Origin of the sequence: Nannocystis pusilla (assembly GCF_026626665.1) — a bacterium.
Taxonomy (GTDB): domain Bacteria; phylum Myxococcota_A; class Polyangia; order Nannocystales; family Nannocystaceae; genus Nannocystis; species Nannocystis pusilla.
Genome location: NZ_JAPNKE010000002.1, coordinates 3,924,403 through 3,939,643 on the forward strand (window position 1 = coordinate 3,924,403; position 15,241 = coordinate 3,939,643).

General features: G+C 72.3%; 6 protein-coding genes and 1 pseudogene. 6 read left to right on the forward strand and 1 reads right to left on the reverse strand.

The annotated features are described in order from the left end of the window. Positions 1 to 126 precede the first annotated feature (126 nt). The 6 genes and pseudogenes from OV079_RS55975 to OV079_RS17185 all read left to right on the forward strand — a co-directional run bounded on the left by OV079_RS55975 (position 127) and on the right by OV079_RS17185 (position 13,559). On the forward strand, positions 127 to 522 hold the full coding sequence (locus OV079_RS55975) for a 2Fe-2S iron-sulfur cluster binding domain-containing protein (protein ID WP_267769850.1): 396 nt from the start codon (positions 127 to 129) through the stop codon (positions 520 to 522). A gap of 69 nt (positions 523 to 591) precedes the next feature. Beyond that, the gene (locus OV079_RS55980) at positions 592 to 5,073 is read left to right on the forward strand and encodes a translocation/assembly module TamB domain-containing protein (protein WP_267769851.1); all 4,482 of its coding nucleotides are present in this window, start codon (positions 592 to 594) and stop codon (positions 5,071 to 5,073) included. A 1,329-nt stretch (positions 5,074 to 6,402) separates the two neighbouring features. Further along, positions 6,403 to 10,530: a BamA/TamA family outer membrane protein gene (locus OV079_RS17170; protein WP_267769852.1), complete on the forward strand. Its 4,128-nt coding sequence runs from the start codon at positions 6,403 to 6,405 to the stop codon at positions 10,528 to 10,530. Between the two features lie 140 nt (positions 10,531 to 10,670). Then, positions 10,671 to 11,593: pseudogene (locus OV079_RS17175) on the forward strand (DUF1684 domain-containing protein). Between the two features lie 275 nt (positions 11,594 to 11,868). Beyond that, the gene (locus OV079_RS17180) at positions 11,869 to 12,813 is read left to right on the forward strand and encodes a hypothetical protein (protein ID WP_267769854.1); all 945 of its coding nucleotides are present in this window, start codon (positions 11,869 to 11,871) and stop codon (positions 12,811 to 12,813) included. A 407-nt stretch (positions 12,814 to 13,220) separates the two neighbouring features. Further along, positions 13,221 to 13,559, forward strand: coding sequence for an MYXO-CTERM sorting domain-containing protein (locus OV079_RS17185; RefSeq protein WP_267769855.1), 339 nt, complete (start codon positions 13,221 to 13,223; stop codon positions 13,557 to 13,559). Here the strand turns inward: OV079_RS17185 and OV079_RS58050 are convergent. After that, positions 13,516 to 14,931, reverse strand: a complete 1,416-nt coding sequence (locus OV079_RS58050; protein ID WP_267769856.1) for a thrombospondin type 3 repeat-containing protein — start codon at positions 14,929 to 14,931, stop codon at positions 13,516 to 13,518. The genes OV079_RS17185 and OV079_RS58050 overlap by 44 nt on opposite strands. Positions 14,932 to 15,241 lie beyond the last annotated feature (310 nt).

Below are 15,241 nucleotides of genomic sequence, written 5' to 3' on the forward strand. Positions count from 1 at the left end.
GCTCGCAACCGTGAAACTGCGCCACGCCTCACCGGCTCCGCAGCACGCGGCGCACCTCGCTCGCGCGCTCGCGGCCGTAGAATTCGCAGCGCTCGCGCCACGAGGTTCGGCCACACTCGATCGGGCGTGGCGATCGAGTTCCTCACCGCGGCGCGGCGGATCGTCCTCGAGGTGGCGGACATCGTCGCCGACGACGACGAGCTGCCGCCCACCCTGCTCGACGCGGTTCGGGCGGCCCGGTTGCCCATCGGTCAGAGCTGCCGCGGCGAGGGGGTCTGTCGCAGCTGCGCCGTCGACGTCGAGCTCGGGCTCGCGGCCCTCCCGCAGCCGACCGCCCTCGAGGCGCGATTCGGCTTCACCGGCCCGCGCCGGCTCGCGTGTCAGGTCGCGCTTCCTGCGGCACACGAGCTCGTCCGGCTCCATCATCCCGCCTGGGGCCGTCCGCCCGCGTCGTCCGGGGGTTCAACTTCTGCGCCGTCGTCCGGCCCTGGTGGGGCCGCAAATGATAGGCTAGAGCCCTGAAACGTGGCCAGCGGCGGCGGAACGGGCAGTGCATGGCAGCGGGAGGCCGATCTCCTCGCTGACGGCCGGGTGCGCCTCGAACGGCTGTGCAACAGCCGTCGCTTCCGCCACCTCTTCCCCGGCGGGCCGAACCTCGCCCTCCTCCTCGACGCCTACCAGGACCTGCAGCGCCAGCGCCTGGTCGGGCGGATCGCCCCCGCCGACCTGCGCGGGGCGCGCCGTTACCTGCGCAAGCAACTGCGGCGACGCGTGCGGGAAGAGGCCGTCGAGCGCTCCCTGCGCCTCGCCTACCGGATCCCCCTCGCCCGGCCGCGGCCGTTCCGCGCCGAGCTGCCGCCGATCGTCGTCAAGGCGCTCGAGGCCGTCGACGACGACGTCGAGCCGCGGGTCCGCGATTACGTCCTCGGGCGGGTCGACGGCGACGTCCCCGGCGCCGACGTCGATCCGCGGCTGCACCACGGCTTCGGTCAGCTGCGCGAGGCCCTGGTCTTCCACGCGCTCGCCAACCCCGACGAGATCGGCGCCCTGCACCCGCAGGTCCTGCGCTTTGCCGCCTCGCCGCAGCCGATCCGGCGCCAGAACCCGCTGCTGCGGTTCCTCCTCGTCAAGCTGCCGATCTCGTTCGTCCTCGGCTTCCTCGGCCTCTTCAGCGTCGTCTACGTCGTCGCCTACTTCTTCGTCAACGACGCCACGCTCGGCCGGATCCTGACCGTCGTCATCGACAAGCAGATCAACGGCCGCCTCGAGCTCGGCAGCGTCCACTGGCGGCCCGACCTCATCATCGACCTCATCACCGGCCAGCCGCACCACGCCACCGTCACCGGCATCAAGCTGTGGGGCGGCTACATGAAGCAGGACAAGCCCGAGCCGGACAGCCTGATCGCCGCGTGCGACGGCCCGGTCGACGCCGAGATCATCCTGCACGAGATCATCCCGTGGAACCGCTTCCTCGTGCCGGCGGTGCTCGAGGTCCCGTGGGTCCTGCACTTCACCGACATCTGGACAGAAGCGCCGATGCGGCTCGACGTGTCCGAGGTCAAGACCCGCTACGCCGACGGCACCGAGGCCTGGATCGTCGACCTCGTCGAGGCCTTCGGGCCCGGCGTCGGCCCCTACCCCGAGCTCAGCACGCGCGCACTGAGCATCCGCATCGACCACACCGACCTCGCCGAGCTCGCGCTCGACCTCGACTTCCGCGGCCAGACCGGCTGGCAGACCCAGCTCGCGCTCGTCGACGTCGGCGCCCTCCTCGTGTTCGAGGGCCTCCACCCCAAGAAGCCGCCGCCGCTCAAGAAGCCGCTGCAGTTCGACCTCAACGCGCTCGCCACCACCGGCATCGCCCGCATCACCGCCCTGGGCTACGAGCTCCCGATCGAGAACCTCAAGCTCGAGCACTTCGCGTCCGGCGGCGACGGCCCGCTGGGCGACATCCGGATCCGCGCCGAGGGCAACATCGGCGGCTCGCACGGCCTCTTGCGCGGGTGGTTGCGCGACATCTTCACCGCCGGCAAGCGCAGCGTCGACGTCACCGCCCTGTTCACCGACGCCGGCCCGATCGGTCGCCTGATCACCCGCGTCCACGGCCTCGCCGATCCGATGATCGACGCCTTCGGCGCCCCCGCGCAGCTGGCCTTCCGCGGCCCCTTCGACGACATCCGGATCGGCCTCGCCGCCTCCGGCGTCGGCCTCAATTTCTTCACCGACCCGAACGTCGACTGGGCGATCAAGGACGCCGCCATCGACGCCACCCTCGCCCGCGACCCCGTCCCCGACACCTGGACGCAGTACATCCCGGCCGGCGAGGAGCGGTGGATCCTCGACATCGCCCGCTTCGAAGGACATGTCCTCGGGGGCAGCCTCAGCCTGCGCGAGCACGAGGCCCGGAACCACCTCGTCCTCGGCGTCGGCCCCGAGCGGCGCATGCTGCTGGCCGCGCAGACCGAGCTGCGGGACATCGACCCCGGCGAGCTCGTGGCCGCCGGCGGCACCCGGGCCATGCTCGCCGGCACCGCCTCCGGCAAGCTCGACGTCCGCGAGTTCGCCCTCGACCTCGGCGCCCCCGCGCCGACCACCAGCGAGGAGGGAACTGGCCCCGCTGCCACCCCCGCCGACGTCACCTACGCGCTCGCGCCCGAGTCCCCGCCGCCGAAGAAGACCGGCAAGACCCGGCCGAAGACCCGGGGCGAGGCCGCCGAGCCGGTCGCCGACGCCCTGGCGAACGCCGCCGAAGGTGCCGCGCCGGTCGAGGAGAAGTCGCCGCTCGATCGCATCGTGCTCGAGATCGGCGGCCTCAAGATCGAGCGACGGCGCGGCAACGACGGCCTGCCGCGACGGATCCGCCTCGACGGCGGCGTCGTCCTCGACCGCGACGACGGCCTCGACCTCGCCGACCTGCTCGTCACCGTCGACGGCGCCACCCTCAGCGTCGACGGCGGCCTCGACGCCAAGTTCTCCACCCTCAAGCCCACCGACATCAAGCTCAAGATCAGCGACGGCAAGGCCTTCTTCGCCAGCATCGGCCAGAGCCCGTTCGTCGAGCGCCTGCAGGCCGGCCTCACCGTCTACGGCCCGATCGGGCGCCCCAGCGGCCGCAACGGCTCGCTGCAGCTGTCGGACGTCGGCCAGGGTCAGTTCGCGGTGCAGAACATCCGCGACGTCTCGCTCGGCCTGCACGACGGCGTGCTCAGCCTGAAGAGCCAGCGGGCCACGGTGCTCGGCGGCGCCGGGGCGCTCGACGTCGACGTCGGCCTGTTCGACGGCAAGGGCGTCAGCAGCGATCCCACGCTGCGCGCCAGCATCGACCTCACCGGCGTCGAGCTCGACCGCGTCGGCGGCGACAACATCGGCGGCAAGGCCGACATCCGCCTCGACATCGGCGACGACGCCAAGCGCCCGGTCCCGCTGTCGAAGTTCCAGGCCCGCGGCGCGGTCTCGGTGCCCGAGCTCAAGGTCGCCCACGGCCAGCTGCGCGACACCGAGGCCCGCTTCAGCCTCACCCGCGACGGCATCAGCATCGACGAGTTCGTCGCCCGCCAGCACCGCCGCCCCAGCCCCTCGGCCGCGCCCGACCTCACCGTCCCGGTTGGCGACGTCAGCGGCAAGGGCTCGGTCAGCTTCGACAGCGACCCGCAGCTCGACCTGCAGATCACCGGCCGTCGCCTGCCGATCAGCACCTTCGCCGCGATCGCCGGCCTCACCGACCTGCCCGCCGGCGCCCAGATCGATCGCGGCACCGACCTCAAGATCACCGGCACTCTGGCGCGCCCGAGCGTCCACGGCACCGTCGAGCTGACCGCCATCAACGCCGTCGGCATCCCGCTCGGCTCCGGCGAGCTGCAGCTCGACAGCATCGACCGCCCCGCCGGCGACGGCCTGGCCGCGCGGCGCGAGATCGTCGTCAAGGGCCGCTTCGGCGACGACGGCGGCCGCCGGCGCCGCGCCCCCTACGAGTGGGACGTCGACGCCGTCATCGCCATCGGCGAGAAGCCGCGCGGCAGCAAGAGCCCCTCGTACGCCGCCGACCTCGCGGTCCACTTCGCCAACCTCCCGCTGCGCAACCTGCTCGGCGCCGCCGGCATCGAGCCGGGCGAGGGTCTGCACGGCCAGGCCGAGGGCCTCACCGTCAGCGCGCGCACCTGTCCTCCGGGACAGCCGATGATCACCTCCTGCCTGTGGCGCGACGGCCAGGGCGACCGCGACCTCAAGATCCTCGTCGAGCTCGATCGTCTGTGGGCCGCCGGCCGCCCGCCGAGCTCGGGCGTCGGCGCCGGCAGCAACCTGCCCGGCGACCCCTGCCGCGAGTCCGACTCGCTGTGCACCGCCAACCGCCTGGTCGCGACCTTGCAGGGCACGCGCCTCAGCCTGCGCGACGGCTGGGAGCTGCGCTCGGGCGGCAGCGCCAGCGGCAAGACCCTCACCGTGTCCGGCGACGTCGAGCTGTCGGCCTCGCCCGAGGCCAAGGCCAAGGACACCACGCGCGACTGCAGCGAGCCGCCGACCGCCGCGCGCACGCCCCGGCCACCGGCGCCAGCGCGCGCGTCGCCGGCGAGCTCGACCTCGCGGGCCTGCACCCCTTCGTCGCCGGCACCGCGGTGTCCGGCATCGCCGGCAAGATCGGCCTCGACGTCGAGCTCGACGGCCACGTCTCCGACCCGATCATCACCGGCAGCTTCAGCGTCCCCGACCCGCGCCAGCCCGTCACCGCCAAGGCCGCGGGCACCACCTTCGCCGTGCCGAAGCTGTCGCTGCAGTGGGCCCAGGACGCCCTCCTCGCCTCCGGCGAGCTGTCGGTGCGCGGCCAGACCGTCCAGTTCGGCGACCTCAACGGCCACCGCACTTTCTACGTGCTCGGGGGCGAGTGCGGCGGCAGCTTCTCCGCCGCCGCGCGCGGCCGCCTCGACGGCCGACTGTTCCGCGAGTTCCTGCCGAGCACCTTCTCCGCCAGCTCCGGCGGCCTGCAGATCGCCGACGCCCACGTCGCCGGCCGCATGGGCGACAGCCTCGACCTCAAGACGGTGCGCGCCCGCGTCACGCCGGCGCCCGGCGGCGTGATGGTCGAGCTCGACGGCCTCGGCATCGAGGGGATCGACGTCGACCAGGGCGTCATCGAGATCCAGCGCTGCAGCGAGGCCGACCCGTGCCCGGCCAACAAGGACGGCTTCGGCGTGTTCGTCGGCGGCCGCGCTGCCGCGATCGACGACCTCGCCGCGCCCGAGGGCCACCTGCGGGCCCGCGTCGGCGACCGCGGCTCGCTCGTGGCGTGGGGCAACGTCGTGCTCGCGCCCGACTTCTCGCGCCTCGAGAGCAGCAGCCTGCGCGTCGACGTCGACGACGTGCAGTACAAGATGTTCGACAACTCGGGCCGGCCGCAGCTCTACGCCGCGATCTCGGGCAAGGGCATCGTCCTCGAGGGGCGCGACGTCCAGACCCTGCGCGGCGACGTGCAGGTCGCCCGAGGCCGCTGGGTGCGCGACGCGCAGCAGGGCGTCAAGGTGTTATCCTTCGCCGATCCGACCTCCGCGCCGTCCGCCCCGCCGCCCGAGATCTTGCGCGACATGAACCTCGACCTCCGGCTCCGCACGACCACGCCCTTCCGGGTCGACAACAACATCATGAAGGGCGTCGAGGGTTCGGTCTCGCTGGCGATCGGCGGCACGATCGCCGACCTCGAGATGTCGGGCCGCGTCGACGTCACCGCCGGCGTGCTCGACGTCGCGATCCTCAACGGCGCCTACGACATCACCTTCGGCCGCGTCTTGCTCGAGAACAACCTGTCGTCGAGCAAGGTCGACGTCCGCGCCCAGCGGCAGGAGCCGGTCTACATCGACAACCAGCCGCGGCAGATGTCGCTGATCCTCGGCGGCACCCTCGACGCCATCACCTTCCGCTGCAGCGTCCTCGGCGACACGCGGGCGCGCAGCCGGACCCAGCGCGAGTGCGTCGACTACGCCATCCTCGGCAGCGGCAACCGCGAGGTCGCCGACGCCAACGTGCGCCGCTACGGCTCCGGCGGCCTGCTCGGGCGCCCGCTCGGCCTGGTCGGCAACCTCACCGAGATCAACCTCAACCGCTACGTCGAGAAGTCGGTCCCGCGGCTCGCCCCGTACCTGCCGCAGGTCGGCGCCCAGCTCGGCCAGCTCGGCGTCGAGGTCAACGCCGAGACCCCGCGCCCGTGGTTCCGCACCGACTGGGGCAACCTGACCATCGGCGCCGGCTACACCCGCGGCTACCCCGGCCTGCTCCTGCGCAACAGCTACGACTGGCGCGTCCGCTTCCGCCTGCTCGACTCCGCCGTCCTCGAGTTCCGCGACAACCGCCGCTCTTACTTCAACGAGCGCATCATCTTCGACCCTCTCCGCCAGCGTTCGCTCGAGCTGCGCCTTGAATACCAGCTTCCCAGCCTGCGCTGACCGCCGCCTCGCCCGGCGCCGGACCCTGACGCGACTGCTCGCCGTCGTCGCGCTCGCGTGTACGAGCGCTGCTGCTGCGGGGGCCGCGGCGCCAGCGTGGGCCGCTCCGACGACGAGCCCGCCGCCCGGCTCGCAGGCGCCGATCACCACGACGCCCGCCCCGACGAGCGAAAACAAAGAGACAGGTACCAAAGGACCTGCCCCTCAGGACAGTACCGAAGCGCCAGGTCCCGAAGGACCTGCCCCCAAGGACACCCAGACCCCGGCCGGCAAGCCCGCCGATCCGACGACCAAGCCGCCGGCCAAGCCCGACCAGCCGGCCCCGCCGGCCGCGCCTGCCGGCATCACCGACGTGCCCGGCGCGGCCGCCGAGCCGCCGAGCGAGGAGCCGCCGGGCGAGGGCAGCGAGCTGGCGGCGCCGACCACCACCGAGGAGGGGCCCGAGATGCCGGCCCCGAGCGTCGTCACCAGCGGCCCGACCTGCGCCCGCGTCGACGCCGGCGCCGACCCGTTCGGCCTCATCGACCGCGCGCTCGACAGCCTGCGCGACCGCGGCGGCTTCGAGGTCGGCGCGCGCGAGCGCGGCACCACCCTGCGCGGCACCGCCTGCGTCGTCAGCCTCAGCGGCAAGGACTTCGCCCTCCTCTACTACCAGCTCGACCTCACCGCCGAGGAGGGCGCCTATGTCATCGCCCTCGAGCCCAAGGGCGCCGGCGAGGTCGAGCTCAGCGTCCGCCCCGTCCTCGAGGGCGAGGACCCCGGCGTCGTGTTCGCCCGCATCGAGCGCGCCCGCGTCGTCGGCGACAAGTTCTTGCCCGGCGACGACGGCGTCCGCCTGCGCAAGATCCTCGACCTCGGCACCGGCTACCTCATCCCCGCCGCCATCTCCGCCCAGCTGCAGCAGCTCGGCTACCGCGCCCAGTTCGAGCCCGCCGGCGCCAACGAATTGACGATCCGCGTCGAGCCGGGCCAGAGCATCCGCCGCGTGCGGATCCGCGGCCACCTGCCGCTGTCGAAGACCGAGGTCCAGCGCGAGCTCAGCATCAACTCGCGGCCCGGCTCGCTGTCTCGCGGCGTGTGCGTCTCGCCCCGCAAGCTGCGCAAGGAGCGGCCGCAGGTGTGCGAGCCCGGCGACGCCGCCTGCACCAAGTGGGAGGCCGACGAGGTCGACCGTCTCAAGCGCTACCTCTACGACAAGGGCTACTTGCGCGGCGATGCCTCGCTCGGCCTCACCTGCGGGCGCGCCAGCGACGAGGTCGACCTGTGGGTGTTCCTCGAGAAGGGCCCCGCGTACCGCGTCCCGCTCCGCCAGGTGAAGGTCGTGGGCAAGGTCTCCGAGGACGACAAGGGGTGGATCCGGCGCGCCTTCTGGCCGCGCGTCAAGGCCACGCCGTTCCCCGCCCGCATCACCCGCGAGCGCGTCGAGGAGAGCCGCGAGCGCGTCGAGCGGCAGTTCGCCGAGCCGCGCGACGCCCTCATCCGCCGCACCGCCACCTCGCGGCTCGCCCTGCCCTACCCGCAGGTCCGCGTCGAGACCAGCTACGACGACCTCAAGCCCGAGGACATCCCGAAGACCGGCAAGCTGCCGCTGACCGTCAACGTCGACCTGGGCCCGGGCGTCAAGACCGCCTTCATCGGCCGCCGCAGCTACTCCGAGCAGCGCCTGCGCAACGAGCTGCAGCTGTTCTCCCGCCGCGAGGCCCCGAGCGCGCAGACGGCCCAGCGCGAGGCCGCCAACCTGCGCTCCTTCTACCAGAGCAAGGGCTTCCTCCTCGCCGAGGTCGAAGGCCGCTTCGACGACTACGGCAACGCCCCCGGCGCCCTCACCTTCCAGATCAAGGAGGGCCCGGTCGTGCGCATGAAGAAGCTCGACCTCGTGGTCGGCCGCGGCGTCCCCCGCGGCGTGCGCGAGCGGCTCGAGCGCGACTTCGCCGACGAGCGCGTGCTGCGGGCCCCCGGCACCTTCACCGAGGCCGCCGTCGTCGACCACCTCTCGGCCCTCCTCGCCAAGTTCGCCGACGCCGGCTACCTGTGCGCCCAGGCCGGCGTGCGCGTCGCCTTCTGGCCCGACGGCCTCGACAAGAAGGGCGAGTACGCCGACGTCGACGTCGAGACCATCCTGCGCCGCGACTCCTTCGCCGCCTGGGCCGCCCGCGACCTCGACCCGAAGGGCCTCGCCGCCCTGCGCAAGCAGTCGCGGGCCGAGCTCTACGTGCGCGTCAGCGTCGAGCCGGGCCCGCGCGTGTTCACCTCGCGCAAGCCCGAGGTCGTCCGCTACCTCGACGGCCCCGTCCCCGGCGACCGCGAGATCGAGGGCCAGCCGCACCACGAGCGCGGCGAGTGGGGCGCGACCCGCATGCTCCGCGGCACCGCCCTGCGCCACAAGGGCGACGACCGCCCCGGCGGCATCCCGCTGGCGACCTCGCTCGACCGCGACGTCGAGCAGGGCATCGTCGACAACTACCGCAACGACGGCTTCCCGGTCGCCGACGCCGAGCTGCGCTGGCTCTACACCGACCCGAAGACCAAAGAGGTCAAACCTGTCCCGAACGCCAGGCGCCTCGTCGACCCCGAGGTCGGCCTGTGCCAGGCCTACGCCAGCGGCAGCGCGGTCGAGGTCGACAGCGAGATCAGCGTCTACGAGGGCCGCCCCGGCGTGTTCGGCGACACCGTCATCCGCGGCAACTTCAAGACGCGCAGCTGGATCTTGCGGCGGCAGTTCGCCCACAAGCCGGGCGGCGTGTACTCGCGGGCCAGGGCCGACGAGTCGCGGGCCAACGTCGACGGCCTCGACGTCGCCGAGAGCACCGAGCTCACCGCCTACCCGACCGGCTGCGACCTCGACGACGCCCCGGGCGAGCGCTGCACCGTCCACCAGGTGCTCGAGATGCGCGAGTCGAAGGACGTCTCGGTCAAGCTGCAGGGCGGCGTCGGCCTGGCCACGCTCGACCCGTTCTACGTGTTCCTCCACCCGATCTTCCCCAACCTGTTCGGCACCGCGTGGGACCTCGACGTCCTCGGCCACTACGGCTTCAACACCAGCCAGTTCTCGAGCAACGTCCCCTTCCTCGGCGACTGCGCCGGCCAGCCCTGCTACGAGCGCAGCGTCCGCGGCCGCCTGGCGCGCCCGCGGATCTTCGCCACCCCGCTGACGCTCGAGATCAACGGCCAGTACCAGCGGCGCGTCACCCCGGCGCGCGGCCCGATCGAGCTCGCCGTCGGCAACATCACCCTCAGCTACAGCCGCAGCCGCTCGCTCCAGCTCTACGTCGGCTACCTGATCCAGAAGAGCAACATCTCGCAGGACGTCGCCAAGCCGGCCTTCACCCCCGAGACCGAGCTCGGCCTGCCCTCGGTCGTCAACCGCCGCGACGCCATCGTCTCCGACCGCACCGGCGCGCTCACGGCCGGCTTCACCTACAACAACACCGAGAACCCCTCGAACCCCGACAAGGGCATCATCGTCCAGGGCGACCTCCGCTTCGCCTCGCCCTACTTCGGCGGCCAGGATTGGTTCATCCGCACCGACCTCGCCTTCCAGCACTTCATCCCGATCCCGCGCACCGCGGGCCGCCTCAACTTCCGCTACGCCCTGCGCTACGGCCACGCCATCCCGCTGCCGACCCTGCCGGGCGGCTCGGGCGCGGCGGGCGTGCCGGAGATCTGGCGCTACTGGGGCGGCGGCACGGCCGACCTCGGTCTGCGCGGCATCTTCCCCGAGACGATGCTCGTCGACATCGAGGAGATCGACACCGGCGACGGCTTCAAGCGCCTGCACTACACCGCCCAGGGCGGCCACATCCGCGCCCTCGCCAGCATCGCCCTGCAGGTCACCTCGCTCAACGACTTCCTCGGCGGCAAGATCCACCACTCACTGTTCTTCGACTTCGGGATCCTGACCCAGCGCTGGTCGCAGGTGCAGTTCGCCCGCGACTTCCGCCGCAGCGTCGGCATCAACTTCCTCAAGTGGGACATCAAGCTGGTCACCCTCGCCCTCGGCTACGCGATCTTGCTGCCCAACTCGATCGCCCCCGGCAACGTCAAGCCGATCGACGACCGCAACGGCCGCTTCATCTTCGACGTCGGCATCACCTTCTGAGCGCTGCGACATGTCCTCCGGGACATCTCAGACCGCGCTCCATGTCCTGAAGGACAGCCACATCACATGTCCCTCGGGACATCTCGACCCACGCCCGTGACATGTCCCCCGGGACACCTTCTCGCCGCCTCGCCCGACCCATGCGTCACCTGCTCTCCGAGGGACTGCGCGCCGCGCTCCTGCTCGCCGTGACTCTCCCCGCCTGCCATCCGCAGGCGCCGCCGCCCCCGGCCGTCGAGCCGGCCTACGCCGCCGAGCACGCCCGCTGGCACGCCGCGCGGATCGAGGCGCTGCGGGCCCCGCAGGGCTGGCTCGCCCTCGCCGGGCTCTACTGGCTGCAGCCGGGCGAATACCGCCTCGGCGCCGATCCGAGCGCCGACATCGTCTTCCCCGCCGGCGCGCCGGCCGAGGTCGGCGTCCTCGCGCTCGCCGACGGGCGCGTCCGCCTGCGCCTCGCGCCCGGCGTCGACGCCACGATCCGCGGCGAAGCGATCCATGACGTCGTCCTGCGCTCCGACGTCGATCCCGCCCAGCCCGCCGATCGCGTCGAGCTCGGCGACCGCTTCACCTTCCTCGTCATCGCCCGCGGCGATCGCCTGGGCCTGCGCCTCTACGACCACCAGGCCGAGGAGCGGCGCGAGTTCACCGGCATCGCCACCTTCGCCCTCGACCCGGCGTGGCTGATCCGCGCCCGCTTCGAGCCGCTCGCGACCCCGCGGACCATCGAGCATCCCACCGTGCTCGGCACCGTCCAGCCGGCTCAGGTCCCCGGCACCGCCGTCTTCACCGTCGACGGCCAGGAGCACCGCCTGACCCCGATCCTCGAGCACGGCCCCGGCGGCGACTCTCTCCTGTTCGTCTTCAGCGATCGCACCAGCGGCCGCGAGACCTACCACGGCGGTCGCTTCCTGCTCGCCGAGCTGCCGCAGGACGGCACCGTCCTGCTCGACTTCAACCGCGCGCACAACCCCCGTGCGCCTTCACGGCCTACGCGACCTGCCCCGTCCCCCTGGCCGAGAACCGCCTGCCCTTCCCCGTCCCGGCCGGCGAAAAGACGCCCTAGGCGACCTCTCACGCACCGCGCTCGCGCGTCCCTCCGTCCTCGCGCTCGCACCTCACCCGTCGCGCTCGCGCACGCCCTGTCGGCCGCGCAACCTCCAGCATCCGTGCCGAAGCTCCTGCGGCCGCGCGACGGAACCGCTGGCCGCTGGCCATCCCGGCGCAGCTCGTCGTTCGCGCGAGCCTTGCGACCGTCCTCGCCGAGCCCGCTGCAGCACTGCCCCCGGCAGGCCGCGGACGTCACGGGCGCGCTGCGTCCGGACTCGCTACCCTTGGGGCATGCCTCGCCTTGAACTCGCCCTATCCATGTTCGCCGTGGTGGCGGTGGCCTGCGCCGACGACACCACCGCGATGACCTCCGGCAGCGAAGCCACGACCACGACCTCCACGGCCGGGCCCGACACCACCACCGGCCCCACCACCACCGACGCGCAGACGACCACCTCCGAGCCGACCGGCGCGAGCACGATCACCACGATCACCACTGCCAGCACCACCGAGCCCGCCACCACCACGGACCCGGGCACCATCACCGATCCGACCACCGCGACCACCACCGATCCGACCACCCCGAGCACCACCGAGCCTGCGACCGTCAGCACCACCGACCCCGAGACCACCACCGGCGGCGGCGTGTGCGGCGTCGAGGGCGACACCGTCAGCGCCGAGCTGGCGCAGACGGGCAAGCCCGTCCCGTGCGGCCCGCTCGAGTTCACGGGCACCCGTATCAGCCCGCAAAAAGGCCCCGTGTGGCAGCTCGACGGCTGCGCCTGCGGCGACAACTGCCTGATCCCCGACCCGTGGACCCTCAGCGTCTCGGCCCCCGCCGCCTGGTTGCCGCTCATGCCGGCCTGCCCGCGGATCGTCGTCGACCGCGTCGAGGGCTTTGGCGGCTGTCAGTTCGCCGCCATCTCCGTGTGGGACCTCCAGGCCCCCGGCGAGCCCGCCGTCTACCACGCCGGCCACGGCCTCTCGCCCACCCAGGCCGGCGCGGCCGAGCTCACCGTCACGCCGCACAGCGTCGAGACCTGCGACTGCATGGGCTGCTGCCAGCCCGCGGAGCTGTGGGACCTGCAGTTCACGCTCGGCGGCGCCGACGTAACCTTGACCGAGGGCGAGAGCGCCCCGCTGGGTCAGCGCAACGCCATCAACTTCGAGTCGCACCACATCGGCCTGTGCGACGCCCCGCTCGACGTGCACTGGGCGATCCGCAAGCCCGCCTGAGTTCATGACCCACAGGACATTTCCTTTTCGACATGTCCCATGTGACATCTCATGAGGCGCACCCGTACCGGCGAGCTCGCGCGCCCGTCTCACGGACATGACCATTAAGACATGTCCATGTCGCCGGCCCGCGCCCCTCGCTCGCCGGTCCCGGCCTGCCCGCGCCGGCGAGGTCGCGCGTCGCACCCGCGCCCCTCATGGACATGACCTTTCAGACATGTCCATGTCGCCATCCTGAGAAGTCCCTGCCGACCCGGCGCCTCGCAGGCCCGCCTCGGCTCGCCTGCGAGGTCGGGCGTCGCTCGCCGGCCGCGGCGTGACCTCCGGTCGGCCTGTCCCTCAGGACATCTTGCTCGCCCGCGGCCGGCGAGTGGACAGCCGGCCGCGGACCCGCCTATCCTCCCGGCATGGTCCACGCACTCGGCCTCGCTCTCGCCCTCTTCGCCCCCGCCGCCACCACCACGGGGGTCATCCAGGCCGAGGACGAGCCGGCCTGGGGCACCTCGCCGACCATGGGACCCGTCACCGACACCACCGCAGCGAGCACCACCGACGACACGGGCACCGGCACGACCGGCGCCACCGCGAGCGACTCCGCCGGCGACACCACCGGCGACACCGCCACGATGCCGCCGGTCTACGAGGCGTGCGGCTGCAGCAGCGGGGGCGAGGCCGGCGGCTGGGCCGCCCTCGCCCTCTTGCTCACTGCGGGATCACGGTGCCGACGCCGGCGCCCCACCAGCTGACGCCCTTGTTGCCGAGCGGCGTGACCACCTTCGTCTGCGGGTCGATGCGGAACATCTGCCCGCTCGAGTCGAACGCCAGGATCAGCCCCTCCCAGCCGGCCAGGCCGTAGACCGCCGGGTTCTGGGCCAGCGTCGCCAGTTCGCTCTGGACCGCGCCGGTGGCAGGGTCGACCTGGACGATCACCGTGCCGCCGACCCCCTGCTTGTTGACCGCGCCGTAGGTGCCGACGCCCTCGATCGAGAACGCGTCGCCGGCCGAGGTGTAGCCCGCGCCGTACTGGCCGATCTGCTGGATGTTGAACATCCCGTTCTGCAGCGTCAGCTTGTACCACTGGCCCGAGTTGGCGATGCCGACCAGCGTGTCCTTGTTGGGGTCGAGGACGCCCTTCGGGATCATCGTCAGGCCGTTGAAGCTCTGCGGCAGCGTGCCGAGCTTGTACGCCTGGGCCGTCTGCGGGTTGACCACGTAGCCGCAGCCGAACGTGACCGCGTAGAGCACGCCCCAGCGATCGATCGCCACGTCGGTCACCGAGTGGTCGCAGCCGTCGTTGGAGAACTTGAAGTTGCTGACCATCGCCACCGCGTAGGGGTCGGTGACGTCGACGGTGTACAGGTTGCCGGACGAGTGGGCGTAGATCTTGAACGGCGTCGTCACGCCGGGCAGGTTGCCGTCGTTGGCGAACGGGTCCTCGGCGTTGGGGATCCCGTCGCCGTCGAGGTCGTCGTCGCAGACGTCGCCGAACACGTCGCCGTCGGTGTTCTTCTGGTCCTGGTTGGGCACCAGCGGGCAGTTGTCCATGGGGTCGGGGACCGTGTCGTTGTCGTCGTCCTCGTCGCAGGCGTCGCCCTGACCGTCGCCGTCGGTGTCCTCCTGCATCGGGTTGGCGTCGGCCGGGCAGTTGTCGTCCGCGTCCGGCACCATGTCGTCGTCGTCGTCGTCGTCGTCGACCGGGTCGGTCGTCGACGTCCCCTCGGTGGTAGTCCCATCCGTCGACGCGTCGCTGGTCTCGGTGCCCGTGCTGTCGATGCCGGTGGTGGTCCCGAGAGAGTCGTTCGTGGTCGTCGCCGGCCCGGTGGTCGCGTCGCCGGTGGTCGTGTCCACGCCCATCGTGTTGGTCGCCTCGCCGGTCGCCAGCGTGGTGCCGTCGTCGGTCGACGTGCCCGGGAAGGTGTCGGTCGAGGCGCTCGAGGTCGTCGGCGGGGCCTCGGTGTCGGAGCTGGGCGAGCCGGTCGAGTTCCCCGACGTCTGGCCGTCGGACAGGCTGTCCGTCGACCCGCCGGTGCCGCTCGCGGCCGTCGAACAGCCAGCCAGCGCGATTACGAGGGAACATGAACCAAGGGACACATGACGAAAGCCAGAGCGCAGAGCCATGGCGCCACCCTATCCCATCGCCGACGTGAGAACCACTGTCGCCGGCGACGCCGACCATGAAGACCTCCGCGCGTCCGCGCTCTCTCGCCGCCGCGAGCCCCGGACGGGCCCCGGCGCCTGGGTAGATCTCCGCGTCCGCAGCCCCACGTGCGCCGGTCCCCGGGACGACCGCAGCGGGTGACATGTCCCGAAAGACATGTCTTCTAGAAGGGCCCGGTCGAGCCACCGTCTTTGCCCCGGCCGAGCCGGCTACCGCGGCGGGACTCGACCTCGCCTGCGAGCGACGGGTCGGGCGACCAACACCGCGTCC